We start from the raw sequence: 26,999 nt of genomic DNA, 5'->3' as shown, positions 1-26,999 counted from the left end.
TTAATGAAAGTGTTGAAAGGCCAGGACATCCTGGCACTTGGTTTTATGACGTTTGCCCTGTTTGTCGGGGCTGGCAATATCATCTTCCCGCCCATCGTCGGTTTGCAGTCCGGACCTAATGTCTGGATGGCGGCGCTGGGTTTTTTGGTCACCGCCGTTGGTTTGCCGGTGATCACCGTTGTCGCCCTGGCCAAGGTCGGCGGCGCCATGGATGCGCTGAGCAGCCCGATTGGTAAAGTGGCCGGCGGTGTGCTGGCGGCGGCGTGCTATCTGGCCGTAGGCCCGCTGTTCGCAACGCCGCGTACCGCGACCGTATCATTCGAAGTGGGCTTGGCGCCGTTGACCGGCGAAAGCCCGCTGGCGCTGTTCCTGTACAGCTCGGTGTACTTCCTGCTGGTGTTCTTCATTTCGCTGTATCCGGGTCGTTTGCTGGATACGGTTGGCCGTTTCCTCGCGCCGCTGAAAATCATCGCCCTGGCGGTCTTGGGCATTGCCGCATTCGCCTTGCCGGCCGGTGACATTGGTCACGCCACTCCTGAATATGTTGCGGCGCCGTTTTCCCAAGGTTTCATCAATGGTTACCTGACCATGGATACCCTGGGCGCCCTGGTGTTCGGCATCGTCATCGTCAACGCCATTCGTTCCCGTGGCGTCGAGTCGCCCGCACTGATCACCCGCTATGCGATTATTGCCGGCCTGATTGCCGGTGTGGGACTGGCGCTGGTGTATGTCAGCCTGTTCCGCCTGGGTTCCGGCAGCCATGAAGTGGCCGCCGGTGCGACCAATGGCGCGGCGGTTTTGCATGCCTACGTGCAGCACACCTTCGGTTCGCTGGGCAGCGGCTTCCTCGCGGTCCTAATCTCCCTGGCGTGCCTGGTGACTGCGGTCGGCCTGACCTGTGCCTGCGCCGAGTACTTCAGCCGTGTGGTGCCGCTGTCCTATAAGACGCTGGTGATCATCCTCGCTGCGTTCTCGCTGCTGGTGTCCAACCTGGGCCTGACCAAGCTGATTGCGTTCTCGATCCCGGTACTGACCGCGATCTACCCACCGTGCATCGTTCTGGTGGCGTTGAGCTTCTGCAAGGACTTCTGGCATGAGCAGGGCCGTATCCTCGGCCCAGTCATGCTGGTGTCATTCCTCTTCGGTCTGATTGATGCCCTCAAGGGGGCTGGCCTGGCGGACTGGATGCCGTCGCAAATGGCCCACCTGCCGCTGAGCGAGCAAGGCCTGGCCTGGCTGGTGCCGTCGGTAATGACGCTGGTGGTTGCTGTCGTGTGCGATCGTTTGCTGGGCAAACGCGAAGAAGCGCTGGCCTAAAGCTGTCGACCTGCCATAAGCGGGTTGAACACGCAGAAACGGAAATGCCCCGTATCAATCGATACGGGGCATTTTTTTTGTCGCAGGATGCGGTGCCTTTTGCGTTGCGCTAACGTCGAAGCATTGCCAAATCAATTGCAGGAGCGAGCTTGCTCGCGAAGAACCTGAGAGCAACGCGTCTTTCGAGCAATCACGCTTCATCGTTCACGACCTTCGCGAGAAAGCTCGCTCCTACAGGGTTTATGTACACCGCAAATACATCAAAAGGACCTGCATGTCGTTTATCCAAGCCAACCTGATCCACCTTCTTGCTGCCGTCTGGTTTGTCATCTGCTGGGGCGGCTACACCCGTTACGCCACCTGGAAGGGCCGCGACACGGCGTGCCTGGCCAGCGTGCTGCATTTGTACCGCGAGGACTGGATGCGCCGCATGCTGCTGCGCGACAACCGTATCGCCGATGCCAGTGTGATCGGCAACCTGGAGCGCAACGCATCGTTCTTCGCCTCGAGTACGTTGATTATCCTGGCCGGTATTCTCACGGTACTCGGCGCTTCCGAGCGAGCGGTGTCGCTGCTGGCGGATATCCCGATGGTGCAACAAGCGTCGCAAGGCATGTCGGAAATCAAGCTATTGTGCCTGGCGCTGGTGTTCGTCTATGCGTTCTTCACGTTCAGCTGGTGCATGCGCCAATACAATTTCGCCGCGGTGCTGGTGGGTTCGGCGCCGATGGTCGGCGAACGCCACGTTTCCGAGCAGGAGCGCAAGGCATTTGCATCCCGCGCGGCGCGTGTCATCTCGATGGCGGCCAACCAGTTCAACTTCGGCCTGCGCTCGTATTACTTCGGCATGACCATGCTGGCGTGGTTTGTCAGCCCGTGGCTATTTATGTTGATGAGTGCGGGCGTGGTGTTTGTACTGTACCGCCGCGAGTTTCATTCCGATGTTCTCGACGTGATGGTCTATACCCCTACAGAGGCGCCATTGCCCGAGTTGACCAAAGAGGCTGCTTGATGAGTATTCCGTTCTGGTGTGTGTTTATCAGTGCGTTGTTGATTTACGTCGCGCGTATGCCGGTCGGCAAGGCGATGAAAGAGCAGGGCGGTTACAACAACCACTTGCCGCGCCAACAGCAAGCGCAACTCACGGGCCTGGGCGCACGTGCGCTGGCGGCGCATCAAAATAGTATCGAGGCATTCATGCTATTTGCGGTGGGCGTGTTGATGGCGCATACCACGCAGACGGCAGGATGGCTCATCGATTTGCTGGCGATCATCTTCGTGGTCGCACGGGTTATTTACCTGGTGTGTTACTTGAAAGATCTGCCTTCGGTGCGCAGCCTGGTCTGGGTGATCGGTTTGGCCTGTTCGTTATTGCTGATGATTAGTCCGACTTTTAGAACCGTGTTGCTCTAATTGCTTTATTTCAGGCAAAAGAAAACCCGCACCAGGCGGGTTTTCTTTTGTCACGCTAAAAACCGGATTAGTTCTTAGGTGCTTCTTTTGCAGCGGCTTCGTTCGATTCAGCCTGAGCTTTGGCAGCATCGGCGTTTTCTTTCGCAGCGTCGTTCACTTTATCCTGAGCTTTGCTCATGTCCTGCTGCGCTTGTTCAGCATGTTTGTTAGCTTCTTGAGCTTTGTCCTCGGATTTTTTATCGCAGGCAGCGAGACCGAGGGAAGCGGTCAACATCAAGGCAATAGCTAAAGTCTTACGCATGGGGTGTTTCTCCTTATGGAAAATATCTACTGGCCTTAAGAGCTCAGGCATTCGGGTTAAGTTCCTCAATTCTTTCAGATATATAAGTTTGTTCTAATGCGGAACTTTTACTGGTACTGCCACCGCACTGGTTGGGTATAAAAAACAGGAGTTTTTTACAAATGGCTGAAAACCCCGTTTTTGAGCGTGCGACGCGCTTTCTATCGGCGCTGCGACATTGCCAGGTGCTTGGACTTGAGGTACACAGCGCCAGCAACGAAGGCCTGACGATCATGTTGCCTTACAGTCCGCAGATCGTCGGTAACCCTGAAACCGGCGTGATTCATGGCGGCGCGCTGACCTCGCTTATGGACACGGCTTGTGGCATGGCGACCCTTTGCGTACTGCCGGAGTTTGAAGTCTGCCCGACACTCGACTTGCGCATCGACTACATGCACGCCGCCGAACCGCACAAGGCGGTCTACGGCTTTGCCCAGTGCTACCGGGTCACCACCGACGTGATTTTTGCTCGCGGCTTTGCCTATCAGGATGACCCGGAGCACCCCGTCGCCCATGTGGTGGGGACATTCATGCGCATGGGCAAGGGCATCAAGGGCACCAAAGGCTTTGGTGGCGCCATCGCCGGGGGGGCGAAATGACGGACACACTGCAAGACCAATTGCGCAAGGCCCACGAACAGGGTGACTACGCCGCGCTTCTGCAGCTGATTCCTTACGCCGCGTTGATCGGCGTCGAATGCTCACGAGTGGGTGATGAACTGCTGTTCAAGCTGCCCGCCAACAAGGACAACATTGGTAACCCTTTATTGCCGGCGATCCATGGCGGCGTGATTGCCGGTTTCATGGAGCTGGCCGCTGCGTTGCACCTGCTGGTCGCCACTGGCTCACCCGGTGTGCCAAAGATCATCGACTTCTCCCTGGACTACCTGCGCGCCGGGCAATTTCGCGATACCTGGGCCCGTTGCCAGGTGTGTCGCCAGGGCCGCCGGGTGGCCAACGTGGCGATTACGGCGTGGCAAAGTACTGAAGCCGAACCGATTGCCACGGCCCGTGCCCATTTCAAACTCGAAGAGCCCTTGAAATCCTGAACTCAGCCCCAAACTCAGATGACAACCCGCCGTCGACACTTAATGTCGCGGCTTATGCCATCTGATTGGAGTTTGATGACCATGAGTGTGGAAACTCAAAAGGAAACCCTGGGCTTCCAGACCGAGGTGAAGCAACTGCTGCACCTCATGATCCATTCGCTGTATTCCAACAAGGAAATTTTCCTGCGCGAATTGATCTCGAACGCCTCTGACGCTGTCGACAAATTACGTTTCGAAGCCCTGGCCAAACCAGAGCTGCTGGAAGGTGGCGCGGAACTGAAAATCCGCGTGAGCTTCGACAAGGACGCTAAAACCGTCACCCTCGAAGACAACGGTATCGGCATGAGCCGTGAAGATGCGATCACCCACCTGGGTACTATCGCCAAGTCCGGCACCGCCGATTTCATGAAGCACCTGACCGGCGACCAGAAGAAAGACTCGCACCTGATCGGCCAGTTCGGTGTTGGTTTCTACTCCGCCTTCATCGTCGCCGACAAAGTCGACGTGTACAGCCGTCGTGCCGGCAGCGCTGCCAGCGAAGGCGTGCACTGGTCGTCCAAGGGCGAAGGCGACTTCGAAGTCGCGACCATCGACAAGGCTGACCGCGGCACGCGCATTGTTCTGCACCTGAAATCCGGTGAAGACGAGTTCGCCGATGGCTGGCGCCTGCGCAACATCATCAAGAAGTACTCCGACCACATCGCTTTGCCGATCGAGTTGCCCAAAGAAGTGGCAGCCGCCGAAGGTGAGGAGAAGCCGGCCGTTGAATGGGAAACCGTCAACCGCGCCAGTGCCCTGTGGACCCGTCCGCGTACCGAGGTCAAGGACGAGGAATACCAGGAGTTCTACAAGCACATCGCTCACGACTTCGAAAACCCGCTGAGCTGGAGCCACAATAAGGTCGAAGGCAAGCTCGAATACAGCTCGCTGTTGTACGTGCCGGCCCGTGCGCCATTCGACCTGTACCAGCGCGAAGCGCCGAAAGGCCTGAAGCTGTACGTGCAGCGCGTATTCGTCATGGATCAGGCCGAGTCCTTCCTGCCGCTGTACCTGCGCTTCATCAAGGGCGTGGTCGACTCCAACGACCTGTCGCTGAACGTGTCGCGGGAAATCCTGCAGAAAGACCCGATCATCGACTCGATGAAGTCGGCGCTGACCAAGCGCGTGCTGGACATGCTGGAAAAATTGGCGAAGAACGAGCCTGAGCAATACAAGGGCTTCTGGAAAAACTTTGGTCAGGTCATGAAAGAAGGCCCGGCGGAAGATTTCGCCAACAAGGAAAAAATCGCCGGCCTGCTGCGTTTCGCATCGACCCACGGCGACGATGGCGAACAGGTTGTTGCCTTGGCTGAGTACCTGGCTCGCGCCAAGGAAGGTCAGGACAAGATCTACTACCTGACCGGCGAAACCTACGCGCAGGTCAAAAACAGCCCGCACCTGGAAGTCTTCCGCAAGAAAGGCATCGAGGTGTTGCTGCTGACCGACCGTATCGACGAGTGGCTGATGAGCTACCTCAGCGATTTCGACGGCAAGAGCTTCGTCGACGTGGCACGCGGTGACCTCGACCTGGGCAACCTGGACTCGGAAGAGGACAAGAAAGCCGCAGAGGAAGTGGCCAAGGCCAAAGAAGGTCTGGTCGAGCGTTTGAAGACCGCGCTGGGCGAATCCGTGGCAGAAGTGCGGGTCTCCCATCGCCTGACCGACTCCCCGGCGATCCTGGCCATCGGCGAGCAGGACCTGGGCCTGCAGATGCGCCAGATCCTGGAAGCCAGCGGGCAGAAGGTGCCGGATTCGAAGCCGATCTTCGAATTCAACCCGGCTCACCCTCTGATCGAGAAGCTCGACAACGAGCAGAGCGAAGAGCGCTTCGGCGACCTGTCGCACATCCTCTTCGATCAGGCGGCCCTGGCGGCCGGTGACAGTTTGAAAGATCCGGCCGCTTACGTGCGCCGTTTGAACAAGCTGTTGGTCGAACTATCGGCTTAACTGTGTTGCAGAAAAACCCGCTTCGGCGGGTTTTTTCTTTCTGGTGTTCACCAATCAGGAGTCTGAAATGAGCCAAATCACTGTACGTTCCGTTGCCTATCAAATCGACGGCCAGGATTACGAAAGCCGCCTGGCCTTCGATGCCGATCACAAAGGCCCGCGCCCAGGCTTGCTGATGGCGCCAAATTGGATGGGCGTCAGCGCCGGTGCCGAGGAAATCGCCAAGTCGGTGGCTGCCAAGGGCTATGTGGTGCTGATCGCAGACCTGTATGGGCAAGCGGTGCGTCCGTCGAACAATGACGAGGCCGGCGCGGCCATGATGCCGTTGAAGAATGACCGGGCATTGCTGCGCAAGCGCATGCAAGTGGCGTTCGAGCAGTTGCAGAGTCAGGGTGAGGCGGCTGTCGATACCTCGAAGCTGGCGACCTACGGTTTCTGCTTCGGCGGTTGCTGCGCCCTGGAGTTGGCTCGTACCGGCGCACCGGTGAAGGCCGCGATATCGTTCCACGGCACCCTGGACACGCCGAACCCTGCTGATGCAAAGAACATCAAGGGCAAGGTGTTGGTACTGCACGGCGCCTCCGACCCCTTGGTGCCGAAGGAGCAGTTGCCGGCGTTCGAAGCTGAAATGAACGCAGCGGATGTGGACTGGCAGTTGTTGAGCTACGGCGGCGCGTTCCATTCCTTCACTGACCCGCACGCTAACGTACCGGGCATGATGATGTACGACGCGAAGGTCGCTGCGCGGGCGTTCACCTCGATGCACAATCTGCTGGATGAAGTGTTCAAGGGCTGATGTGTTGGCCGGCACTGGCTAATTTGGTGCCTGGGTTGGCCTCTTCGCGGGCAAGCCCGCTCCCACAGGTACGTTTTTACCTCGAACCCTGTAGGAGCTGGCTTGCCAGCGAAGACGGACTGCCAAGCGACACAAATCTACGGTAACTCGATCCGCTCATTTTCCCCCGGCACCGTCGGCCAATCCCCGGCCGCCCAGCGCCTGCGCGCTTCATCAATCGCCGCCGGGTCGCTCGCGACAAAATTCCAGTTGATCCGCCTCTGCCCGTCCAGCGGCGCGCCGCCGAACAAAACGGCGTGACTGTCGCTTTCAGCAAACAGCGTCATCTCCTCCCCGGCAGGCAATACCACCAGTGAATGCAGCTCTATCGGCTCTCCATCGAGTTGCACCTCACCGTTCAACACATACAGCGCACGTTCTTCATGCTCGGTGGGGATCAGCAATGTCGTCGCTGTTTGCAAGTGCAGTTCCGCATACAACGTAGGCGAAAGCACCGGCACCGGCGATTCCAGGCAAAAGCCTGACCCGGCGATCATGCGGATCTTCACGCCCAGGTTGTCACTGACAGGAAGCGTCGCCGCCGGATGGTGGCTGTAGTGCCCCGGCCCCTGTTCTTTTTCCCGGGGTGACGCCAGCCAGATTTGCAGGCCATGCATTTTGAAGCTGCGTTCCCACAACGGCTGGGGTGTTCGCTCTACGTGGGCAATGGCGGTGCCGGCGGTCATCCAGCTGACATCCCCGGCATTGACCAGTTGATCCGAACCGAGGCTGTCCTTGTGCTGAATCTGCCCTTCAAACAGGTAGGTGAGGGTCGACAGGCCAATGTGCGGGTGCTGGCGGATGTTCATGCCTTTGCCCGCCGGGTATTCGGTTTCGAGCATGTGATCAAAAAACACGAAGGGCCCGACACTGCGGCACTTGGCGGACGGCAACGGGCGGAGAATCGGCTGGCCTTCGACATCTTCGGCGCGAGGGCGGATCACGAGCGGAGTGGTCATGGTGCGTTCCAGGCTGAGCGGGTAGTGCGTTCGAGCATAACCCGCTTACGTCGCCGTTGCCGCTATTGGCTGAATGCGCCTTCGGACAAATGGGTTTCGATACTGACTTCAGAGGTGGTCATCAGCTTGTGGATAGGGCAGCGGTCGGCGACGCGATGCAGCTCATCGCGCTGGGCATCGGTGAGTACGCCCTTGAGGGTCAGTTTGACGTGCAGCGTGTATTTGCCTTTTTGCTCTTCGCTGTTGTCGCGCTTGACTTCTACGCTGACTCCGGTCAATGGGATGTCTTTCTTCTTGGCATACAACTTCAGGGTCAGGGCTTTGCAGGCACCCAGCGCGGCGTCGAAATAATCGTGGGGTTCCGGCGCCGAGCCTTCACCGCCCGCCGCGACGGGCACGTCGGCGAAGAGTTCGTGGTCATCGATTTGTACGCTGTGGCGAAAACCTTCGGCAGAAACGGTGTTGACGGTAACGGTCATGGGAAACCTCGCAGGCAACGGGAGAATGATTCGATCCAAAAAGACCTTGAAGGTATAGAGCATGGCGCCGCAAGTGCGTTCCGGTTTTCTGCTTCAAAGGGTTTTTTCGCTGAATCGTTACCGTAACAGTAATGGTGTTTTGATATCACTTTTTCGTCTTACGCAAATTTACTACAGCCCGATATCGTCTAACAGCACCAGCTGCCACAGGCAGCGCTTTTGGAAGGAGCCAGCGTAGATGAGTATCAGAAGTCTCAATATTGCGCCCCGCGCGAGTCTCGGTTTTGGCCTGTTGGCGTTAATGGTTTTTGGTTTGGGGGCGTTTGCGTTGCTGCAAATGTCGAACATGCGGGCACAGTCCGATCAGGTCGATGACAACTGGCTGCCCAGCGTGATGGCGGTCGGTGACATGAGTCAGGACATGTTGCGGCTACGGGCCTTGACCATGCGCCTATTGATCAATCGCGATCCGCAGGCGCAGGCACAGAACGTCAGCAAAATCACCGATCTCAAAAACGTGCTCACTGAAGCCCAACAACGTTATGACCAGTTGATCGTGCTGCCCGAAGAGCGGGTGTTGTTCGATCGCTTTAAGGCGGCCCAGGGCAAATATTTGCAGTTTCAGAGCCAAGTGATGGCTGAAGCCACCCAGGGACGGGTGGAAGAGGCCGCGGCGATCCTTAATGGCGAGATGAATCCGCTGGCGGACGAGATCACGGTCACCCTCAAGTCGTTGGTTGACCTGAACCAGCACAATGCCAATCTGGCGACAGAGGCCGGGCGCCAGGTGTTCAATCAGTCGCGAATCTGGGTGGGGGTCATGGTCGGTCTGTCGGCGCTGATTACCATTGGCCTGGCGCTGTTATTGACCCGCAGCATCGTGTTGCCGCTATCGCAGTCGTTGAAGGTCGCCGAAGTGGTTGCCGGTGGTGACCTGACCGCTGCCATCAGCATCGACGGCAAGGATGAGCCGGCGCGTCTGCTGCACGCGCTGAAAAGCATGCAGCAAAGTTTGCGCGAGACCATTCAACGGATTTCCGATTCATCCAATCAATTGGCCTCGGCGTCGGAGGAGCTCAGTTGCGTCACGGAAGACGCTACCCGTGGCCTGCACCAGCAAAGTCTGGAAATCGAGCAAGCGGCCACGGCTGTGAATCAGATGACCGCTGCCGTGGAGGAAGTGGCGAGCAACGCGGCGGCGACTTCGCAAGCGTCGCGCGAGTCCGACCGGATTGCCCAGCATGGCCGCGAACAAGTGCAGCAGACCGTACGCTCGATTGAGTCGCTGGCTGAGGATGTCACCTGCAACGTATCGCAGGTCGAAGATTTGGCGCAGAAGGTCTATGGCATCACCAAAGTCCTCGACGTGATTCGCGCGATTGCCGAGCAGACCAACCTGTTGGCCTTGAACGCCGCCATCGAAGCGGCGCGGGCGGGGGAGGCCGGCCGCGGGTTTGCGGTGGTGGCCGATGAAGTCCGGGCGCTGGCGCACCGCACCCAGCAATCGACCCGGGAGATCGAGCAGATGGTTGCCGGTATCCAGCAAGGTACGGATTCGGCCGTCAGTTCGATGCAGCAAAGTAACGTTCAGGCTCGTTCGACCCTGGAGGCGGCAAAAGCGGCGGGCGTTGCCCTGGAAGATATTGCCTCGGCATTCACCTTGATCAACGAGCGCAACATCGTGATTGCCAGTGCCTCGGAGGAGCAGGCAGCAGTGGCGCGTGAAGTCGACCGCAACCTGATGAACATTCGTAACCTGTCGCAACAGAGTTCGGCGGGGGCCAACCAGACGAGTGCGGCCAGTCAGGAGTTGTCTCGTTTGGCGGTGGATTTGAACAGCCTGGTGGCGCGGTTCTCGGTCTAGATAGCGGGCGAAAAAAAGCCCCGCGAGGGCGGGGCTCTTTCGTGCCGGTGTGAATCAGCTGCCTTTGACTTCCTTGCCGTTGACCGTGCCGTTCAGGAGCATGATGTTGTACTCCTTGCCGTCGGTTTCGACTTGTTGCAGGCGGACCAGCAGGTAGTCCCAATCCTTGGCGAACCACATCACGGTGATGCGTTTGTTCTGCGTCGGGTCGCGTACGCGTTCAACCTTGATTGCATCGATCTTGCCAGCCTTGGTTTCGACTTTTTCCGACCCCAGCACGCGGAAGTCATAAGTGTCGACATCACTGCCATCGACCACCTGATAACTCATGCTTTTCTTGCCGGCGGCAACGTCTTCCTGCAAGGCCAACTGATAGGTGGATTTGTCGAGCATGCCACGGTTGAGTGGAACCTTGACTGCGTCACCGCGATCGGTGCCGGTCACCATCTTGGTGTTCCAGTCAAAATCCAGGTCCGACTTCTTGGCCTTGCCCAGGCCGCCGCGTTCAAAGTGATACGACTCCGGCAGGAGTGTGTCCTTGTCCAGGGTCAGGGTGCTTTCTTCGGACAGGCTGGCGATCATCATCGATGCCTTGAAACTCAGTTTCCATTTGCCGTCGCTGATTTTTGCGAGACTGCGCTCGGCAGTGCCACTCATGGGCAGCTGTTTCCAGTCGGCGGTGTAGCTGGCGGAGAAAGGTTGAAGGTCTGCCGCCTGGGCGAAGGGCAAGGCGAGCAGAGCGCAAGCGAAGAGCAGGGCGCGACGCATAAAATCTCCTAGGTTCGAATCAAGTGGCCGCTGGCCGCGAGTAACTGTCCATCCAGTAAAGCACCTTGCTCACCGAGGGCCAGACGACCTTCGGCAAACCAGCGTACGGCCATCGGGTAGATCAGGTGTTCCTGAGCGTGGACCCGCTGCGCCAGACTCTGCGGCGTGTCCTGTAACTCTACCGGTATTACAGCCTGTACGACCAGTGGTCCGCCATCGAGTTCCTCGGTGACGAAGTGCACGGAGCAGCCGTGCTCGGTGTCTGCGGCTTCCAGCGCGCGCTGATGAGTGTGTAACCCTTTGTATTTGGGCAGCAGCGAGGGATGGATATTGAGCAGGCGAGCTTGATAGTGGCGCACGAATCCAGCGCTGAGAATGCGCATGAAACCGGCCAGTACCACGAGCTTTGGATTGAAGGCGTCGATGAGTTCGATGAGGGCGGCGTCGAAGGCCTCGCGGCCTTCGAAAGCCTTGTGATCCAGCGAGCGGGTGTCGATACCCGCGTCCCTGGCGCGTTGCAGGCCGTAGGCGTCGGCGCGGTTGGAGATCACCGCAGCGATGCGGACCGGGCTGTCGCCGGTCCGCGTGCTGTCGATCAGGGCCTGCAAGTTACTGCCGGTGCCGGACAACAGCACCACGACATCACAGGTCTTAGGCATTAGTGAGCCTTGAGGTTCTTCAGTTCAACCTGAGCCGCGCCTTCGGCAGCGGTGGAGATCTGGCCAATGACCCATGGCTGTTCGCCGGCTTCGCGCAGAACGTTCAGGGCGGCTTCAACGTGCTCCTGAGCCACGCAGATGACCATGCCAACGCCGCAGTTCAGCACGCGGTGCATTTCGTTCTCGTCGACGTTGCCTTTCTCTTGCAGCCAGTCGAACACGGCCGGACGGTTCCAGCTCGCTACGTCAACCACTGCTTGCGCGCCTTTTGGCAGAACGCGCGGGATGTTGTCCAGCAGGCCGCCACCGGTGATGTGGGCCATGGCTTTGACCGCGCCGGTTTCCTTGATCAGCTTGAGCAACGGCTTGACGTAGATGCGGGTCGGAGCCATCAGCAGGTCGGTCAGCGGCTGGCCGTCGAGCTGGGTGTTTTCGATATCGGCACCGGATACTTCGATGATCTTGCGGATCAGCGAGTAGCCGTTGGAGTGCGGGCCGGAAGACGGCAGGGCGAGCAGGGCGTCGCCGGCAGCCACTTTGGAACCGTCGATGATTTCCGATTTTTCCACGACGCCGACGCAGAAGCCGGCCAGGTCGTAGTCTTCGCCTTCGTACATGCCTGGCATTTCAGCGGTTTCGCCGCCCACCAGCGAGCAACCCGACAGTTCGCAGCCAGTGCCGATGCCGGTCACGACTTGGGCAGCGGTGTCGACGTTGAGTTTGCCGGTGGCGTAGTAGTCGAGGAAGAACAGTGGCTCGGCGCCGCAGACCACCAGGTCGTTCACGCACATGGCCACCAGGTCGATGCCGATGCTGTCGTGCTTGTTCAGGTTCAGGGCCAGGCGCAGCTTGGTGCCGACGCCGTCAGTGCCGGAAACCAGCACAGGCTGCTTGTAGCCGGCCGGGATTTCGCAGAGGGCGCCGAAACCGCCCAGGCCGCCCATGACTTCCGGGCGCGCAGTGCGCTTGGCGACGCTCTTGATGCGTTCGACCAATGCTTCACCGGCGTCGATGTCTACACCGGCGTCCTTGTAGCTCAGGGAGGGTTGCTTGCTCATGATCCAGGCCTTTAGGGGGGGATTTCTGGGTAACGACCGAGTCCGTCGGGAGCGCCGAAACTGCGTAGGCGAGAGCCATCCGCGCTATTTGGACACTGCCCGGCTGTTGCCGGTCTGCGAAGGCGCGCGATTTTATCAGGCTTGAGCCGCAGCGGCCATCCTCAGGCCGACAGCAGGGTCATATCCGCCTAAAAAAAACGATATTGCCCGGGGATGATGGCATCCTTCGCGTCTGTATAAAGAATCGCGATTAACCGTCTATCGTTATGGCAGTGCGAAAACTTACCCGGGACGTGTGAATGTTTTACGTCGGGCGATGGTCACAGCCTTGCTCGATCGTCTTCATGCGGTCTGTTCCAGCCGCTCTTGTCGTCAGGAATCTTCCATGCGTTTTTGTCAATTCTTGCTTGTCAGTTGTTTGTCCGTGGTCAGCCTGGTCAGTCATGCCGAAACCGTCAAAGGCCTTTATCAGGTGCGCGAGCCGGTCAATGGCCAGTCGCCCGAGGAGCGCGATCAGGCGACGCAGCGGGCGCTGGATACCTTGGTGCTGCGCCTGACGGGCGACCCGAAGGCCGCTCAGAGCCCGGGGCTGGCAGCGATTCGCAAAGAGCCGCAACAGATTATCAGCCAGTACGGTTTCGAGGCCGGGCCGCCGGAAGTGCTCAAGGTCGATTTCGACCCGGGCACCACGGAGCAGGCTCTGCGCCGCGCCGGCCTGGCCATGTGGGGCGCCAACCGGCCGTCGATCCTGAGTTGGTGGTTGAACGATTCCACCGAAGGTTCCAGCCTGGTCGGCGACGGGCAGGCCAGTGCGGCACCGCTGCGTCGGGCTGCTCAACACCGTGGCTTGCCATTGCGTTTGCCATTGGCGGATTTGAACGAGCAGATCGTCGCGACCGCGCCGAATCTGGAGGCGCCCGATCCGGCACCTTTGCATGCAGCATCGGAGCGCTACAACGCCGACGCGTTGCTGGCGGTACACGCCAAGGAAGAGGGTGGGCAGTGGCAAGCCAAGTGGCAGTTGTGGCTGGGCGACAAGAAAGAAGCCGGTAGCGAACAAGCTGCCGACCAGGCAGCCGTGGCCGATGCGGTGATGCTGGCGGTCGCCGAACGCTTGGCACCGCGTTTTGTGGCCAAGCCGGGTGCCTCGGGCGAGCAATTGCTGGAAGTACAGGGCATGAATCTTGAGCACTACGCGACTTTGGGGCGTTTGTTGGAGCCTTTCGGCGGGCGCGTGCAACGAGTCGAGGGGGACCGGATCCTCTATCGGGTCAATGGCAGCGCCGATCAATTGCGAGCGCAACTGTCCCTGGCGAGGCTCCAGGAAGCGCCGGCAGAGTCAGCACCGGCACCGGTCGCGCCCGTTGCGCCAGCCGCTGGCGGTGCGGTACCTGCTGTCGCGCCCGCAGCGACACCGCAACTGCGTTTTCGCTGGTAGTTTTTCTTTCTTATATAGAAGCAATGGAGTGGTTCATGGGTGATACGCGGCGTTGGTTCTGGCTTGGTGGGGTGCTCCTGCTGTGTGCGTTTGTCTGGTTGTTGCATCCGATCCTGACGCCGTTCCTGGTGGCACTGCTGTTGGCCTATCTGTTCGACCCGCTGGTGGATCGACTGGAAAAAGCCGGCCTGTCTCGCACCTGGGGTGTGGTGACAGTGTTTGCGCTGTTTACCTTGATCTTCACCGCGCTGCTGCTGGTGCTGGTGCCGTTGCTCGCCAGGCAGTTGTTTCGCCTGTATGAACTGGCGCCGCAGATGCTTGATTGGTTGCAGCACACGGCGTTGCCCTGGGCGCAGTCGAAGTTCGGCTTGTCCGACGGTTTCTGGAAGTTCGACAAACTGAAGGCCGCCATCAGTGAGCATATGAGCCAGACCACCGATGTGGTCAGCGTGGTGCTCAGCCATGCCACGGCCTCGGGGTTGGCGCTGATCGGTTTTCTCGCGAACCTGGTGTTGATCCCGGTCGTGAGTTTCTACCTGTTGCGCGATTGGGACCTGATGATGGCCAAAATCCGCAGTTTGCTCCCTCGTGATCGTGAGGAACGTGCGGTAGCGCTGGCCGGTGAGTGCCATGAAGTGTTGGGGGCATTCGTTCGCGGGCAGTTGCTGGTGATGGTGGCCTTGGGAGTGATCTACGCGGCAGGCCTGATGCTGGTCGGATTGGAGTTAGGCCTGTTGATTGGCCTGATTGCCGGCCTGGCAGCGATCGTGCCGTACATGGGATTTATCATTGGCATTGGCGCGGCGCTGATTGCGGGGCTGTTTCAGTTTGGCGGTGACCTGTACCCGATGCTGGGCATTGTCGCCGTGTTCATGGTCGGCCAGGCACTGGAGGGCATGGTACTGACCCCGTTGCTGGTCGGCGACCGCATCGGCCTGCACCCGGTGGCGGTGATTTTTGCGATTCTGGCAGGGGGTGAGCTGTTCGGGTTTACCGGAGTGTTGCTGGCGCTGCCGGTGGCGGCGGTGATCATGGTGCTAGTGCGCCATGTGCATGATTTGTACAAGGATTCCGAGATTTACAGTGGGGCGGACGACCCCGAACTGTAGAGGGGGTCAAGAGGTGAAGGTGGGCTGTCCGGGTTAGTACCGGATCAGCCTGCGGGTGTCATGCGGCTGTCACACGCAACGCCAAAGAAACTGTCACAAAACCGGTGCGTTAACGCAAACCTTTGATTTTGCTTGTGGTCTGTCGCATTGTGCGGCCCGCTTCACGGGTATAAACTTCGCAAACTTTACACAGAGGCCACTAACGGTTCCTTTTGGAACTGTTCAGTCAGCATGAAACCGATTCAGCTGCCCCTAGGTGTGCGTCTGCGTGACGACGCCACCTTTATCAATTATTACCCAGGCGCCAATGCCGCTGCACTCGGCTATGTCGAGCGACTGTGCGAAGCCGACGCCGGCTGGACCGAAAGCCTGATTTACCTCTGGGGCAAGGACGGGGTAGGGCGTACGCACCTGTTGCAGGCTGCATGCTTGCGTTTCGAGCAGTTGGGGGAGCCGGCGGTGTATCTGCCGCTGGCCGAGTTACTCGATCGCGGCATCGAAATCCTCGACAACCTTGAACAGTACGAACTGGTTTGCCTGGATGACTTGCAGGCGGTTGCCGGCAAGGCTGACTGGGAGGAGGCGTTGTTCCACCTGTTCAATCGCTTGCGTGATAGCGGCCGACGCTTGTTGATTGCGGCGTCGACATCTCCGCGTGAGTTGCCAGTGAAACTGGCGGACCTCAAGTCCCGTTTGACCCTGGCCCTGATTTTCCAGATGCGCCCGTTGTCCGACGAGGACAAGTTGCGTGCCCTGCAATTGCGCGCATCCCGTCGCGGATTGCACCTGACCGACGAAGTCGGGCATTTTATCCTGACCCGTGGTACCCGCAGCATGAGCGCGCTGTTCGAGCTGCTCGAGCGTCTCGATCAGGCCTCCCTTCAAGCGCAGCGCAAGCTGACCATCCCGTTCTTGAAAGAAACCCTGGGCTGGTAGAGCCCGCTAAAACCGTGGGTTCTGATGGGGTTCGGCATATTTCAGGCGCCAGAAAAGCCGCTTTCCTGCCAGGGGGCAGGCCGCACGTATGTTTAAAATGGGCTTAAGCGCTTAGATGTTAACGAGAAACCAATAAGTCACAAAAAGTTCGATTGAATTTGCAAATGAGGTTGATAGCGGGCATAGTCTCGACTTCTTTACAACTTCAGCCACGGTCGTGCCCATGCTAAATCGCTTCGCACCCCTCGTGCCTCTCGCACTCGTCACCCTGTTGTTCGGTTGCGCTGCCCACACTCCCGTGGCCCAGCAAGCGCCTCAACAGCAGGTTCAAACCGCTGCAACCGCCCAATCTTCCGCTCTGTACCAGGAAGAACTGGCAACTGAAAAAGAACTGGCCGACTTCGCTGGCGGCAAGTCCTACCAGCTTCCGGCCCTGGCCGACAGCATCCTCGAACGCGGCATGTCCCTGATCGGTACCCGTTACCGTTTCGGCGGTACGACCGAAGCCGGTTTTGACTGCAGCGGCTTCATCGGTTACCTGTACCGCGAAGAAGCGGGCATGAACCTGCCGCGCTCCACGCGCGAAATGATCAACGTGGACGCTCCGCTGGTCTCGCGCAGCAAGCTTCAGCCGGGCGACCTGCTGTTCTTCGCCACCAACGGTCGTCGCGGTCGCGTCAGTCATGCCGGGATCTACCTGGGTGACAACCAGTTCATCCATTCGAGCAGCCGCCGAAGCGGTGGTGTGCGCATCGACAGCCTGGGTGACTCGTACTGGAACAAAACCTTCATCGAAGCCAAGCGCGCCCTCGCGATGGCACCTGCTGCGGGCCCGGAAATCGTCACCGCTCGCAAGTAAGCGGACAGTTTGTAAGGTCAACTTAAAGTCTTACTTGAAGTTTGCCATATAACCGCTAGAATCCTGATGTATGAATGATGGCAAACCGCCTGCGCCCCGCGCAGGCGGTTTTCTTTTCTGCACTCCCGGCAGAAAAAGCCGCAGCCAGATCAGGATGCTCTGCTTATGACGATGTCGGCCCGCCTCGCAATCATGTGCTTCGCAGCACTGCTCAGTGCCTGCGCCAGTCGCACACCGCCACCTGCGCCAGTGGTTCGCGCGCCCATCGTTTTCGGTTCCTCACAAGCCTTTTCGCCAGAAGCGGAAGACGTGCTGTTTCGCGCGTTGGGCCTGGTCGGCACGCCCTATCGCTGGGGCGGCAACACGCCTGACTCAGGGTTTGATTGCAGCGGCCTGATTGCCTACGTCTACCGCGATGTCGCCGGTATTTCCTTGCCGCGCACCACCCGCGAGATGATCTCGATGCAAGCGGCGAATGTGGGCAAGGAAGGCCTGCAAACGGGTGACCTGATTTTCTTCGCCACCCATGGTGGTTCACAGGTCAGTCATGCCGGTATCTACGTCGGAGAGGGGCGTTTCGTCCATGCGCCTGCCACCGGTGGCACCGTGAAACTCGACAGCCTGTCCAAGGCGTATTGGCAAAAGGCTTATTTGAGTGCCAAGCGCGTTCTGCAGCCCGAACATCTAGCACGCAACCCGTAGCGTCAGGAGTCGCTGACCATGACGGCTCGCACACTCAACCTTGATGACGCCCTGTATCAATACCTGCTGGATGTTTCCCTGCGCGAAACGCCGCTGCTCAAGCGTTTGCGCGATGAAACCCAGGCGCTGCCGATGGCGCGTTGGCAGGTGGCACCGGAGCAAGGGCAGTTTCTCGCCTTGCTGGTGAAGCTGACGGGTGCCAGGCGCTTGCTCGAAGTCGGCACCTTCACCGGTTACAGCGCGCTGTGCATGGCGGCAGCGCTGCCGGCTGATGGTTCGCTGATTTGCTGTGACATCCCCGGCGACTACAACGCCATCGCGCGGCGCTATTGGCAGGAAGCAGGGCTTGACCAGCAGGTTGACCTGCGCCTGGCGCCCGCCCTCGAAACCCTGGCTGATCTTGAGCAAAAAGGTCAGTGGGAGCAGTTCGACCTGGTATTCATCGATGCCGACAAGGCCAATTATCCGCGCTATCTGGAGCATGCCCTGCGTTTGCTGCGGGTGGGTGGGATGGCGGTGTTCGATAACACCTTGTGGAGTGGGCGAGTGCTTGAAAGCTGCCCCGAGAGTGCGGACACCCAAGCGATCCAGGCGCTCAACCGGGCCTTGAAAGACGATGCCCGGGTGGACCTGTCATTGTTGCCGCTGGGTGATGGATTGACCCTGTGCCGCAAACGCTAAGCCTCTGTAGGAGCGAGCCTGCTCGCGAAAGCGGCGTGTCAGTCAGCGATTTTGTCAACTGATCGTGCGCAATCGCGAGCAGGCTTGCTCCTACAAGTGCGGCGCATTACTTGATTGCCGACACCCGCCACACCTTGTTCCCCACATCATCCGCCACCAACAGGTCGCCCTGCTGATCGATCACCACGCCCACCGGCCGGCCCATGGCCTCTTCCTTGTCGTTGAGGAAACCGCTGAGGACGTCGACCGGTGTGCCGGCCGGTTTGCCTGCGCTGAACGGCACGAAAATCACTTTATAGCCACTGTGCGGTTTGCGGTTCCACGAGCCGTGCTGGCCAATGAATGCCCCTTGGGTGAAAGGCGCTGGCAGCTTGCTGTTGTCGGCAAAGGTCAGGCCCAGTGACGCGGTGTGCGGGCCGACGGCGTAGTCCGGAGCGATAGCCTTGGCCACCAGGTCGGGATTTTGTGGCTCGACACGAGTGTCGACATGTTGGCCGTAGTAGCTGAATGGCCAACCATAGAAGGCGCCGTCTTTCACCGAGGTGATGTAGTCCGGCACCAGGTCGCTGCCGATTTCATCCCGTTCATTGACCGCGGTCCACAATGCACCGCTCTTGGGTTCCCAAGCCATGCCGTTGGGGTTACGCAGGCCCGAGGCAAAGATCCGGTGCTGGCCGCTGGCGCGATCGACTTCCCAGATCGCGGCGCGGCCTTCTTCCTTGTCCAGGCCGTTTTCGGCGACGTTGCTGTTGGAGCCCACGGTGACGTACAGCTTGCTGCCGTCCTTGCTGGCGATGACGTTTTTCGTCCAGTGGTGATTTATCGGGCCGCCCGGCAGATCGATCACTTTGATCGGCGCAGATTTGATCGCCGTGTCACCGGTTTCGTAATGGAAGCGCAGCAGGCGATCGGTATCGGCGACGTACAGGTCATTGCCGACCAGTGTCATGCCAAACGGTGAGTTGAGGTTTTCCAGAAAAACGCTGCGGGTTTCCGCCACGCCATCGTGGTCCTTGTCGCGCAGCAGGGTGATGCGGTTTGCGCTGGGTACAGTCGCGCCGGCACGGCTCATGACTTTCTTCATGACCCAACCGCGAATCCCTTTGCCGTCTTCGGGTTTGGGTGGGGCGTTGGTTTCTGCCACCAGCACGTCGCCATTGGGCAGCACGTAAAGCCAGCGCGGGTGATCCAGGTCTTCGGCAAAAGCGGCCACTTGAGTGCCCGTGGCGGCGATCGGTTTCATCCCCTGCGGCCAGCCTATGGCCGGGGCGATGTTCACGGTCGGGATCAGGGTTTTATCCGGGGCCGGCAACTGCGGCGAGGGGCCGGTGCCGTCGGAGACTGGCAGGCTGGAGGTCTCGCCACAAGCGGCGAGCCCTCCGGACAGTGCGATGACAAGAATGAGCGGGGGTGTGCGCATGCTGTGGTTCCCTATGAGGGCCTTGTTCCTATCATAGAGAAGTGTTGTCGCCCGATGGTTCAACCCTCAGCCGCGAGCTTCCTTGAACAGCACCGCGATGCCGGGATGATAGTGACCGGCTTCGTTGCGCAACTTGCGGTAGGCGTACGGGAAATACCAGGCGACCGCGCAGGAGTTTTCCTTTTGCAGGTCGTCGACCATGTCCTGGAGCTCTTCCGGCGTGGCGCCTTGCTGGGCTTTTTGCGGGGCGACGAACAGGCAGCCGAGTTTCAGGTCGCTGGCATGGCTCAGGCGCTTGGCGTCGCTGGCGATGTCGAGCAGGGCCTGGGTCAGGTTGAGGCTGTTGACCCGGGGCCAGCGCTGGCTGGTCTGGATATAGGCACGGGTTTCGGTCGAGGCGAGGAATAAGTCGGCGCGGCTGTTGCGTTCGCCTTCTTCGGTCTGTTTGCGGGTGGGCGTCTGTTGCAGTGTCACCATCTCGGCCATCCAGGCCGCGGCGGAGAAAAGGCCGAGGTTGGCTTTTTCGTCATGCCAGTACGGAGCTTCGCCATCGCCGCGAACAGCGTTGTAGCGGTCGATGCATTCAAACCAGCGCTCGAGCACCGGGCGCAGGAATTCCAGCTTTGGATTGCTGATGATCATGCCTTGCATGGGGCTCACCCTTGTTATTTTGATGTGCGGTTGTGGCTCTTTGATATCATTGCGCAGATTGTGGCACAAGATTGACGTCAGTTAATTGATTTTCGACACTTATTTGCCGTACGGCCTCCCGGCTTTAATTGACGCTCCACCCCCAACCCTCTAACCTTCGCGGCTTGTTTCAGGTGCTCTGTGACTTGGGTCGACAGAGTGAAACAGGGAAGCCGGTGAGTGAGTTCTTCTATTGATGGAAGCACCGCGATTCCGGCGCTGCCCCCGCAACGGTAAATGAGTGAAAACTGTGCCTGATGCCACTGCGTCGATTCGATGCGGGAAGGCGCACAGTCTGGCTGCATGCCACTCATGAGCCCGGAGACCGGCCTGATTCATCCAGCGGCATCACGGTGGGCGATGCCAGGCTTGTTGCCTTCTATTCTTGTGCCAGCCCGCCGTTATTCCCGCCTCAACGGAGAGCTCCCCATGACTGATACCCCCGATCGTGACCAACGCCACCTGGCGCGCATGCAGCGCAAGAAAGCGGTGATCGACGAGCGCATCGCCAATTCCCCGAACGAATGCGGCCTGTTGCTGGTGCTGACCGGCAACGGCAAAGGCAAGAGCAGTTCGGCCTTCGGCATGCTTGCCCGCGCCATGGGCCACGGCATGCAATGCGGCGTGGTGCAGTTCATCAAGGGCCGCAATAGCACCGGCGAAGAGCTGTTCTTCCGGCGCTTTCCCGAGCAGGTGCGCTTTCACGTGATGGGCGAAGGGTTTACCTGGGAAACCCAGGACCGCCAGCGCGATATCGCTGCCGCCGAAGCCGCCTGGGCGGTCTCGCGGGAGCTGCTGCGCGATCCCTCCATCGGCATGGTGGTGCTCGATGAATTGAACATCGCCCTCAAGCATGGCTACCTCGATCTCGACCAGGTGCTCAGCGATCTGCACGCCCGGCCACCGATGCAGCACGTGGTGGTCACCGGTCGTGCCGCCAAACCGGAAATGATCGAGCTGGCCGACACCGTTACCGAAATGGGCATGATCAAGCACGCCTTCCAGGCCGGCATCAAAGCGCAAAAAGGCGTCGAACTGTGAGTCAACCCCGACACTGTCCGGCGGTCTTGATTGCCGCGCCGGCCTCCGGCCAGGGCAAGACCACCGTCACCGCGGCACTGGCTCGATTGCACCGCAATCAGGGGCGCAAGGTTCGCGTGTTCAAGTGCGGCCCGGATTTTCTCGACCCGATGATCCTTGAGCGTGCCAGCGGTGCGCCGGTGTATCAACTGGACATGTGGATGGTCGGCGAGCAGGAGAGTCGCCGACTGCTGTGGGAAGCCGCCGCTGAAGCTGACCTGATCCTGATCGAAGGCGTGATGGGGCTGTTCGACGGCACGCCGTCGAGCGCCGATCTGGCGCGGCATTTCGGCGTGCCGGTGCTGGCTGTGATCGACGGCACCGCCATGGCCCAAACCTTCGGTGCCTTGGCCCTGGGGCTGGCGCGTTACCAACCGGACTTGCCGTTCGCCGGCGTGCTGGCCAATCGCGTCGGCACCTTGCGCCATGCGCAACTGCTCGAAGGCAGCCTGACCGAAGGGTTGCGCTGGTACGGCGCGCTGTCGCGGGAAACCGGAATCGAATTGCCGAGCCGACACTTGGGGCTGGTGCAGGCTAGCGAGTTGAACGATCTCGACCTGCGCCTCGATGCGGCGGCCGATGCCCTGGCCAGCAGTTGCGAAGTCGCGCTGCCGCCAGCGGTCGAATTTGCCGCCCCCGATGTCATCGACCTCGAGCCGTTGCTCGCGGGTGTGCGCATTGCCGTGGCCCGTGACGAAGCCTTTGCGTTTACTTACGGCGCGAGCCTGGATGTGCTGCGGGCGATGGGCGCTGAGCTGTCGTTCTTCTCGCCGATCCGCGACTGTGAGTTACCGGAAGCGGACAGCCTGTACCTGCCGGGGGGTTACCCGGAGCTGCACCATGTCGCGCTGGCGCATAACACGGCGATGGTTGATTCGATCCGCGCCCACCACCGGGCGGGCAAACCGCTGCTCGCCGAATGTGGCGGCATGTTGTACCTGCTCGATTCCCTGACCGATGTCGAAGGCACTCGCGCTGAACTGGTGGGGCTGCTGGCCGGTGAGGCGGTGATGCAGAAACGCTTGGCAGCGCTGGCATTGCAAGCGGTGGAATTGCCCGAAGGTTCGCTGCGCGGGCATACCTATCACCATTCGCTGACCACCACCGAGCTGACGCCGATTGCCCGGGGCTTGAGCCCTAACGGCGGGCGCGGCGCGGAGGCGGTTTATCGAGAGGGGCGGATGACGGCCTCCTATGTGCATTTTTATTTTCCATCCAATCCCTCGGCGATTGCCGCGCTGTTTGCGCCGGACCTTGAGGCCGCCTTCGCTGGCAAGTCAGCGCCTACAAAGGATCACCTAAACCCTGTGGGAGCGGGCTTGCTCGCGAAGAGACCATGAGCGACAACGCATTCTCAGAAGCCGAACGCGCTGCGGTCTATCGCGCCATCGCCGAACGCCGCGACATGCGCCATTTCAGCGGCGGCACCGTCGAGCCGCCATTGCTCCAGCGCCTGCTCGAAGCCGCACACCAGGCACCCAGTGTCGGCCTGATGCAGCCCTGGCGCTTCATCCGCATCAGTGATCGCGTCTTGCGCGGGCAAATCCAGGCCTTGGTGGAGCAAGAGCGCGTGCGCACCGCCGAAGCCCTCGGCGAGCGCAGCGATGAGTTCATGACGCTCAAGGTCGAAGGCATCAGCGATTGCGCCGAGGTGCTGGTCGCTGCCCTGATGGACGACCGCGAACGGCATATTTTCGGCCGTCGTACCTTGCCGGAAATGGATATGGCTTCGTTGTCCTGCGCCATCCAGAACCTGTGGCTGGCGTCCCGCGCCGAAGGGTTGGGCATGGGCTGGGTATCGCTGTTCGAACCGCAAGCCCTGGCCGAATTGCTGAGGTTGCCGCCCGGCGCCAAACCGCTCGCGGTGCTTTGCCTGGGGCCGGTCAAGGAGTTTTATCCGGCGCCGATGCTGGTGCTCGAAGGCTGGGCGCAGGCGCGTCCGTTGCATGAGTTGCTGTATGAAAATTATTGGGGAGTGAGTCAATGAGTGTGGCGTTATTGAGTGTCGCCGCGGTGGCGCTGGATGCGCTGCTCGGTGAACCCAAACGCTGGCATCCGCTGGTGGCGTTCGGCCGTTTTGCCGAGCGCATCGAGCAACGTTTCAACGGCGGCGGTCGTGGTTGGCGCAGCCATGGCGTCACCGCATGGGTGATCGCCGTGGTGCCGCTGACGCTATTGGCCACGGCCTTCTCCTGGGCGCCTTATGTCGGCTGGATCGTCGAGATTCTCGCGCTCTATTGCGCCCTCGGCATGCGCAGTCTCGGTGAGCATGTCGAACCTGTGGCCAAGGCGTTGCGCAGCCATGACCTGGAAACGGCGCGCACCCGTGTTGGCTATCTGGTCAGCCGCCAGACCAGTGAACTGGATGAAACCGAAGTCGCCCGGGCTGCGACCGAGTCGGTGCTGGAAAACGGCAGCGATGCGGTGTTCGCCGCGTTGTTCTGGTTTGCCGTGGCGGGTGCGCCGGGCGTGGTGCTCTATCGCCTGAGCAATACGCTGGATGCGATGTGGGGTTATCGCAACGAGCGCTTCGAACGCTTTGGCTGGGCGGCGGCGAAGATCGATGACGTGCTCAATTACATTCCTGCGCGGCTGGTGGCACTGACCTATGCGCTGCTGGGCAAAACCCGGATGGCGTTGAAATGCTGGCGTACTCAAGGCCCGACCTGGGATAGCCCGAATGCTGGTCCGGTGATGGCGGCGGGTGCGGGAGCGCTTGGTGTCGAATTGGGCGGAGCGGCGATTTATCACGGCCAATTGCATCAGCGTCCGCCGCTCGGCGAAGGTGTGCCGGCGGATGCCGACTCCATCGACCGGGGCTGGCAATTGGTCCAGCGCGGGGTATGGTTGTGGTTGCTGATTTTGTGCCTGGGGGCCGAATTTTATGCTTGAGCACGGTGGCCGATTGCGCAAGGCGGCGCTTGAGTACGGAATAGACGAAGCTGACTGGCTGGACCTGTCCACGGGCCTCGCACCCTGGCCGTTCCCGGTGCCGGAGATCCCCCTGCGGGCCTGGGCTCGATTGCCCGAAGCCGACGACGGACTGGAGCAAGCGGCCTGTGATTATTACGGCACCTTGCAGGCGTTACCGGTGGCCGGCTCGCAAATGGCCATTCAACTGCTGCCGCGTTTGCGTCGAGCGGGCAAGGTCGGCGTGCTGTCGCCATGTTATGCCGAACACGCCGAGGCGTGGCGTCGCAACGGCTATATCGTGCGCGAGGTTGTGGAGCAGGAAGTCGACTTCTTCATCGACAGTTTCGATGTGCTGGTGGTGGTCAATCCGAATAACCCCACGGGCCTGAGCCTGACGCCCAGTCGCCTGCTCGACTGGCACGCACGACTGGCCCAGCGCGGTGGCTGGCTGGTGGTGGACGAAGCGTTCATGGACGTCACGCCGCAACTGAGCCTGGCGCCGTTTGCCCATCAGGTCGGACTCATCGTATTGCGTTCCTTCGGCAAGTTTTTCGGCTTGGCCGGTGTGCGCCTGGGCTTTGTGCTGGCCGAGCGCAAGTTGCTCAAGCTGCTGGCGGAACAAGTCGGGCCGTGGGCCGTGAGCGGGGCCAGCCGGGTAGTGGGCCAGGCCTGCCTGCGCGACAACGAAGGGCAGGCGCGGCAACGGCTGCGCGCCGAGGAGGCCAGCGAGCGTCTGGCGGCGCTGCTAGAGCAACACGGTTTCAAGCCACACGGCGGTTGCGCGCTGTTCCAGTGGCTGGTGACCGAGTGCGCCGAAATGCTGCATGAATTCATGGCCCGGCGCGGCATTCTCCTACGCTTGTTCACGCACAACAGCAGCCTGCGATTCGGCTTGCCCGGTGACGAAACTGACTGGGTGCGGCTGGCGCAGGCCTTCGAAGAATTTGCCAAGGAAACCCCATGACCACGCTGATGGTGCAGGGCACCACCTCGGATGCCGGCAAAAGCACACTGGTGACTGCGTTGTGCCGTTGGGCCGCGCGCCAGGGTGTCAGGGTGGTGCCGTTCAAGCCGCAGAACATGGCGCTCAACAGTGCCGTGACCGCCGACGGTGGTGAAATCGGCCGCGCGCAAGCCGTGCAGGCCCAGGCCGCGCAGCTCGAACCGCACACTGACATGAACCCGGTGTTGCTCAAGCCCAACAGTGACACCGGCGCCCAAGTGATCATTCATGGCCGCGCCGTCACTACCATGAACGCCGTTGCCTATCACGACTACAAAAGCATCGCCATGCAAGCGGTGTTGGCCTCGCACGAGCGCCTGAGCGCGGCGTATCCACTGGTGATGGTCGAAGGCGCCGGCTCGCCAGCGGAAATCAATTTGCGCGCTGGCGATATTGCCAACATGGGTTTTGCCGAAGCCGTGGATTGCCCGGTGGTGCTGATTGCCGACATCAATCGCGGCGGGGTCTTCGCGCATTTGGTGGGCACCCTTGAATTGCTGTCGTCCACTGAGCAGGCGCGGGTCAAAGGCTTCATCATCAATCGTTTCCGCGGCGACATCGCGTTGCTGCAACCGGGACTCGATTGGCTCGAAGAACGCACCGGAAAACCGGTGATCGGCGTGCTGCCCTATGTGATGGACCTGCACCTGGAAGCCGAGGACGGCATCGATCAACGCCAGACCGATAAAGCCGAACAAGTGCTGAAAGTCGTGGTGCCGGTGCTGCCGCGCATCAGCAATCACACCGACTTCGATCCGCTGCGCCTGCATCCGCAGGTGGACCTGCAATTCATCGGCCCCGGCCAGGCGATTCCGCCGGCCGACCTGATCATTCTTCCCGGCTCGAAAAGCGTGCGCAGCGACCTCGCGTTCCTTCGCGCCAACGGCTGGGAAACCGCCATCGCCCGGCACCTGCGTTATGGCGGCAAACTGCTGGGGATCTGCGGCGGCTTGCAGATGCTCGGCGAGCAAGTGCATGACCCGCTGGGCCTTGAAGGTGCACCGGGTTCCAGTGCCGGTTTGGGTTTGCTGGCGTTCCAGACCCAGCTCGAGCAAGAGAAGCAATTGCGCAATGTGCGCGGTCGTCTGGCGCTGGAAGATGCGCCGGTTTCAGGCTATGAAATTCATGCGGGTGTAACCTGCGGGCCAGCGCTGGAAAACGCCGCTGTGCATCTGGATGACGGCCGCTGCGACGGTGCGCAAAGTGCGGACGGCCAGATTTTCGGCACCTACCTGCACGGGCTGTTCGAGTCGCCGGCGGCGTGCACTGCGCTGCTGCGTTGGGCCGGGTTGCAAGAGGTGCAGGACGTGGATTACCACGGCTTGCGTGAGCGGGATATCGAGCGGCTGGCGGATCTGGTGGAGAAGCATCTGGATACCGCGATGTTGCGGCAGCTCTGCGGAATTTGAGGCGCCTTCCATGGCCTCTTCGCGGGCAAGCCC

At 60.3% G+C, this 26,999-nt stretch carries 28 protein-coding genes and 1 riboswitch; of the genes, 20 read left to right on the top strand and 8 right to left on the bottom strand.

The features are described 5' to 3' along the window. The first annotated feature begins 3 nt into the window (after positions 1-3). From brnQ to J1D76_RS21790, 3 genes are all read left to right on the top strand, one after another. The gene (gene brnQ, locus J1D76_RS21800; RefSeq protein ID WP_421140415.1) at positions 4-1,317 is read left to right on the top strand and encodes a branched-chain amino acid transport system II carrier protein; all 1,314 of its coding nucleotides are present in this window, start codon (positions 4-6) and stop codon (positions 1,315-1,317) included. A 274-nt stretch (positions 1,318-1,591) separates the two neighbouring features. Then, the gene (locus J1D76_RS21795; RefSeq protein WP_421140414.1) at positions 1,592-2,329 is read left to right on the top strand and encodes a DUF599 domain-containing protein; all 738 of its coding nucleotides are present in this window, start codon (positions 1,592-1,594) and stop codon (positions 2,327-2,329) included. Further along, the gene (locus J1D76_RS21790; protein ID WP_421140413.1) at positions 2,329-2,730 is read left to right on the top strand and encodes an MAPEG family protein; all 402 of its coding nucleotides are present in this window, start codon (positions 2,329-2,331) and stop codon (positions 2,728-2,730) included. Before J1D76_RS21795 ends, J1D76_RS21790 begins: the two co-directional genes overlap by 1 nt. A gap of 67 nt (positions 2,731-2,797) precedes the next feature. Here J1D76_RS21790 and J1D76_RS21785 read toward each other — a convergent pair whose 3' ends face one another. After that, positions 2,798-3,031: a hypothetical protein gene (locus J1D76_RS21785; protein ID WP_421140412.1), complete on the bottom strand. Its 234-nt coding sequence runs from the start codon at positions 3,029-3,031 to the stop codon at positions 2,798-2,800. A gap of 161 nt (positions 3,032-3,192) precedes the next feature. Here J1D76_RS21785 and J1D76_RS21780 point away from each other — a divergent pair, with 161 nt between their 5' ends. The 4 genes from J1D76_RS21780 to J1D76_RS21765 all read left to right on the top strand — a co-directional run bounded on the left by J1D76_RS21780 (position 3,193) and on the right by J1D76_RS21765 (position 6,900). Continuing rightward, entirely contained in the window at positions 3,193-3,669 is a 477-nt protein-coding gene (locus J1D76_RS21780; protein WP_421140411.1) for a PaaI family thioesterase, read from the top strand. Then, positions 3,666-4,118 carry a PaaI family thioesterase gene (locus tag J1D76_RS21775; RefSeq protein WP_421140410.1) on the top strand — a complete coding sequence of 151 codons (453 nt, stop codon included), beginning with the start codon at positions 3,666-3,668 and terminating at the stop codon, positions 4,116-4,118. The genes J1D76_RS21780 and J1D76_RS21775 overlap by 4 nt, the downstream gene beginning before the upstream one ends. A gap of 81 nt (positions 4,119-4,199) precedes the next feature. Continuing rightward, on the top strand, positions 4,200-6,104 hold the full coding sequence (htpG, locus tag J1D76_RS21770) for a molecular chaperone HtpG (RefSeq protein WP_421140409.1): 1,905 nt from the start codon (positions 4,200-4,202) through the stop codon (positions 6,102-6,104). 67 nt (positions 6,105-6,171) lie between these two features. Further along, complete coding sequence (locus tag J1D76_RS21765) at positions 6,172-6,900, top strand: dienelactone hydrolase family protein (protein WP_421140408.1); 729 nt, start codon at positions 6,172-6,174, stop codon at positions 6,898-6,900. Between the two features lie 137 nt (positions 6,901-7,037). Here the strand turns inward: J1D76_RS21765 and J1D76_RS21760 are convergent, their stop codons facing one another. Then, positions 7,038-7,898 carry a pirin family protein gene (locus J1D76_RS21760; protein WP_421140407.1) on the bottom strand — a complete coding sequence of 287 codons (861 nt, stop codon included), beginning with the start codon at positions 7,896-7,898 and terminating at the stop codon, positions 7,038-7,040. A gap of 62 nt (positions 7,899-7,960) precedes the next feature. Beyond that, complete coding sequence (locus J1D76_RS21755; protein ID WP_421140406.1) at positions 7,961-8,377, bottom strand: OsmC family protein; 417 nt, start codon at positions 8,375-8,377, stop codon at positions 7,961-7,963. 238 nt (positions 8,378-8,615) lie between these two features. On the opposite strand from J1D76_RS21755, the gene J1D76_RS21750 reads away from it, so the two are divergent. Next, positions 8,616-10,241: a methyl-accepting chemotaxis protein gene (locus J1D76_RS21750; RefSeq protein WP_421140405.1), complete on the top strand. Its 1,626-nt coding sequence runs from the start codon at positions 8,616-8,618 to the stop codon at positions 10,239-10,241. A 54-nt stretch (positions 10,242-10,295) separates the two neighbouring features. Here J1D76_RS21750 and J1D76_RS21745 read toward each other — a convergent pair whose 3' ends face one another. The 3 genes from J1D76_RS21745 to purM are packed head-to-tail and all read right to left on the bottom strand — an operon-like array spanning position 10,296 to position 12,726. Continuing rightward, the gene (locus tag J1D76_RS21745) at positions 10,296-11,009 is read right to left on the bottom strand and encodes a DUF3108 domain-containing protein (protein WP_421140404.1); all 714 of its coding nucleotides are present in this window, start codon (positions 11,007-11,009) and stop codon (positions 10,296-10,298) included. Between the two features lie 8 nt (positions 11,010-11,017). Further along, positions 11,018-11,668, bottom strand: a complete 651-nt coding sequence (purN, locus tag J1D76_RS21740; protein WP_421140403.1) for a phosphoribosylglycinamide formyltransferase — start codon at positions 11,666-11,668, stop codon at positions 11,018-11,020. Beyond that, positions 11,668-12,726, bottom strand: coding sequence for a phosphoribosylformylglycinamidine cyclo-ligase (gene purM / locus J1D76_RS21735; protein WP_421140402.1), 1,059 nt, complete (start codon positions 12,724-12,726; stop codon positions 11,668-11,670). The genes purN and purM overlap by 1 nt, the downstream gene beginning before the upstream one ends. A gap of 385 nt (positions 12,727-13,111) precedes the next feature. Between purM and J1D76_RS21730 the strand changes: the two genes are divergently transcribed. From J1D76_RS21730 to J1D76_RS21705, 6 genes are all read left to right on the top strand, one after another. Beyond that, on the top strand, positions 13,112-14,164 hold the full coding sequence (locus J1D76_RS21730; RefSeq protein WP_421140401.1) for a DUF2066 domain-containing protein: 1,053 nt from the start codon (positions 13,112-13,114) through the stop codon (positions 14,162-14,164). 35 nt (positions 14,165-14,199) lie between these two features. Continuing rightward, positions 14,200-15,273 carry an AI-2E family transporter gene (locus J1D76_RS21725; protein WP_421140400.1) on the top strand — a complete coding sequence of 358 codons (1,074 nt, stop codon included), beginning with the start codon at positions 14,200-14,202 and terminating at the stop codon, positions 15,271-15,273. A 231-nt stretch (positions 15,274-15,504) separates the two neighbouring features. After that, on the top strand, positions 15,505-16,209 hold the full coding sequence (gene hda / locus J1D76_RS21720) for a DnaA regulatory inactivator Hda (protein WP_007898944.1): 705 nt from the start codon (positions 15,505-15,507) through the stop codon (positions 16,207-16,209). Positions 16,210-16,432: 223 nt separating this feature from the next. Next, complete coding sequence (locus tag J1D76_RS21715; protein WP_421140399.1) at positions 16,433-17,068, top strand: C40 family peptidase; 636 nt, start codon at positions 16,433-16,435, stop codon at positions 17,066-17,068. 165 nt (positions 17,069-17,233) lie between these two features. Then, the gene (locus J1D76_RS21710; RefSeq protein ID WP_421140398.1) at positions 17,234-17,770 is read left to right on the top strand and encodes a C40 family peptidase; all 537 of its coding nucleotides are present in this window, start codon (positions 17,234-17,236) and stop codon (positions 17,768-17,770) included. Positions 17,771-17,788: 18 nt separating this feature from the next. Further along, positions 17,789-18,451 carry an O-methyltransferase gene (locus J1D76_RS21705; protein WP_421140397.1) on the top strand — a complete coding sequence of 221 codons (663 nt, stop codon included), beginning with the start codon at positions 17,789-17,791 and terminating at the stop codon, positions 18,449-18,451. A gap of 106 nt (positions 18,452-18,557) precedes the next feature. On the opposite strand, the gene J1D76_RS21700 is transcribed toward J1D76_RS21705, so the two are convergent. Then, entirely contained in the window at positions 18,558-19,871 is a 1,314-nt protein-coding gene (locus J1D76_RS21700) for a PQQ-dependent sugar dehydrogenase (RefSeq protein ID WP_421140396.1), read from the bottom strand. A gap of 66 nt (positions 19,872-19,937) precedes the next feature. Further along, on the bottom strand, positions 19,938-20,522 hold the full coding sequence (locus tag J1D76_RS21695; RefSeq protein WP_421140395.1) for a hypothetical protein: 585 nt from the start codon (positions 20,520-20,522) through the stop codon (positions 19,938-19,940). A 154-nt stretch (positions 20,523-20,676) separates the two neighbouring features. Beyond that, positions 20,677-20,910, top strand: a riboswitch (cobalamin riboswitch). Between the two features lie 80 nt (positions 20,911-20,990). Between J1D76_RS21695 and cobO the strand changes: the two genes are divergently transcribed. The 6 genes from cobO to J1D76_RS21665 are packed head-to-tail and all read left to right on the top strand — an operon-like array spanning position 20,991 to position 26,966. Further along, positions 20,991-21,602: a cob(I)yrinic acid a,c-diamide adenosyltransferase gene (cobO, locus tag J1D76_RS21690; RefSeq protein WP_421140394.1), complete on the top strand. Its 612-nt coding sequence runs from the start codon at positions 20,991-20,993 to the stop codon at positions 21,600-21,602. Beyond that, complete coding sequence (locus J1D76_RS21685) at positions 21,599-22,981, top strand: cobyrinate a,c-diamide synthase (RefSeq protein ID WP_421140393.1); 1,383 nt, start codon at positions 21,599-21,601, stop codon at positions 22,979-22,981. Before cobO ends, J1D76_RS21685 begins: the two co-directional genes overlap by 4 nt. Further along, entirely contained in the window at positions 22,978-23,628 is a 651-nt protein-coding gene (bluB, locus tag J1D76_RS21680) for a 5,6-dimethylbenzimidazole synthase (RefSeq protein WP_421140392.1), read from the top strand. Before J1D76_RS21685 ends, bluB begins: the two co-directional genes overlap by 4 nt. Beyond that, positions 23,625-24,533 (top strand): adenosylcobinamide-phosphate synthase CbiB, encoded by a 909-nt coding sequence (gene cbiB, locus J1D76_RS21675; protein WP_421140391.1) that lies wholly within the window; start codon positions 23,625-23,627, stop codon positions 24,531-24,533. The genes bluB and cbiB overlap by 4 nt, the downstream gene beginning before the upstream one ends. Continuing rightward, positions 24,526-25,518 (top strand): threonine-phosphate decarboxylase CobD, encoded by a 993-nt coding sequence (gene cobD, locus J1D76_RS21670; RefSeq protein ID WP_421140390.1) that lies wholly within the window; start codon positions 24,526-24,528, stop codon positions 25,516-25,518. Before cbiB ends, cobD begins: the two co-directional genes overlap by 8 nt. After that, positions 25,515-26,966 (top strand): cobyric acid synthase, encoded by a 1,452-nt coding sequence (locus tag J1D76_RS21665; RefSeq protein WP_421140389.1) that lies wholly within the window; start codon positions 25,515-25,517, stop codon positions 26,964-26,966. Before cobD ends, J1D76_RS21665 begins: the two co-directional genes overlap by 4 nt. Positions 26,967-26,999: the final 33 nt, after the last annotated feature.

It is taken from the genome of Pseudomonas sp. NFX15 (assembly GCF_049132105.1).
Classification (GTDB): domain Bacteria; phylum Pseudomonadota; class Gammaproteobacteria; order Pseudomonadales; family Pseudomonadaceae; genus Aquipseudomonas.
The sequence above is the reverse complement of the archived record's forward strand: the minus strand, read 5'-3'. Positions and strand labels throughout refer to the sequence as shown.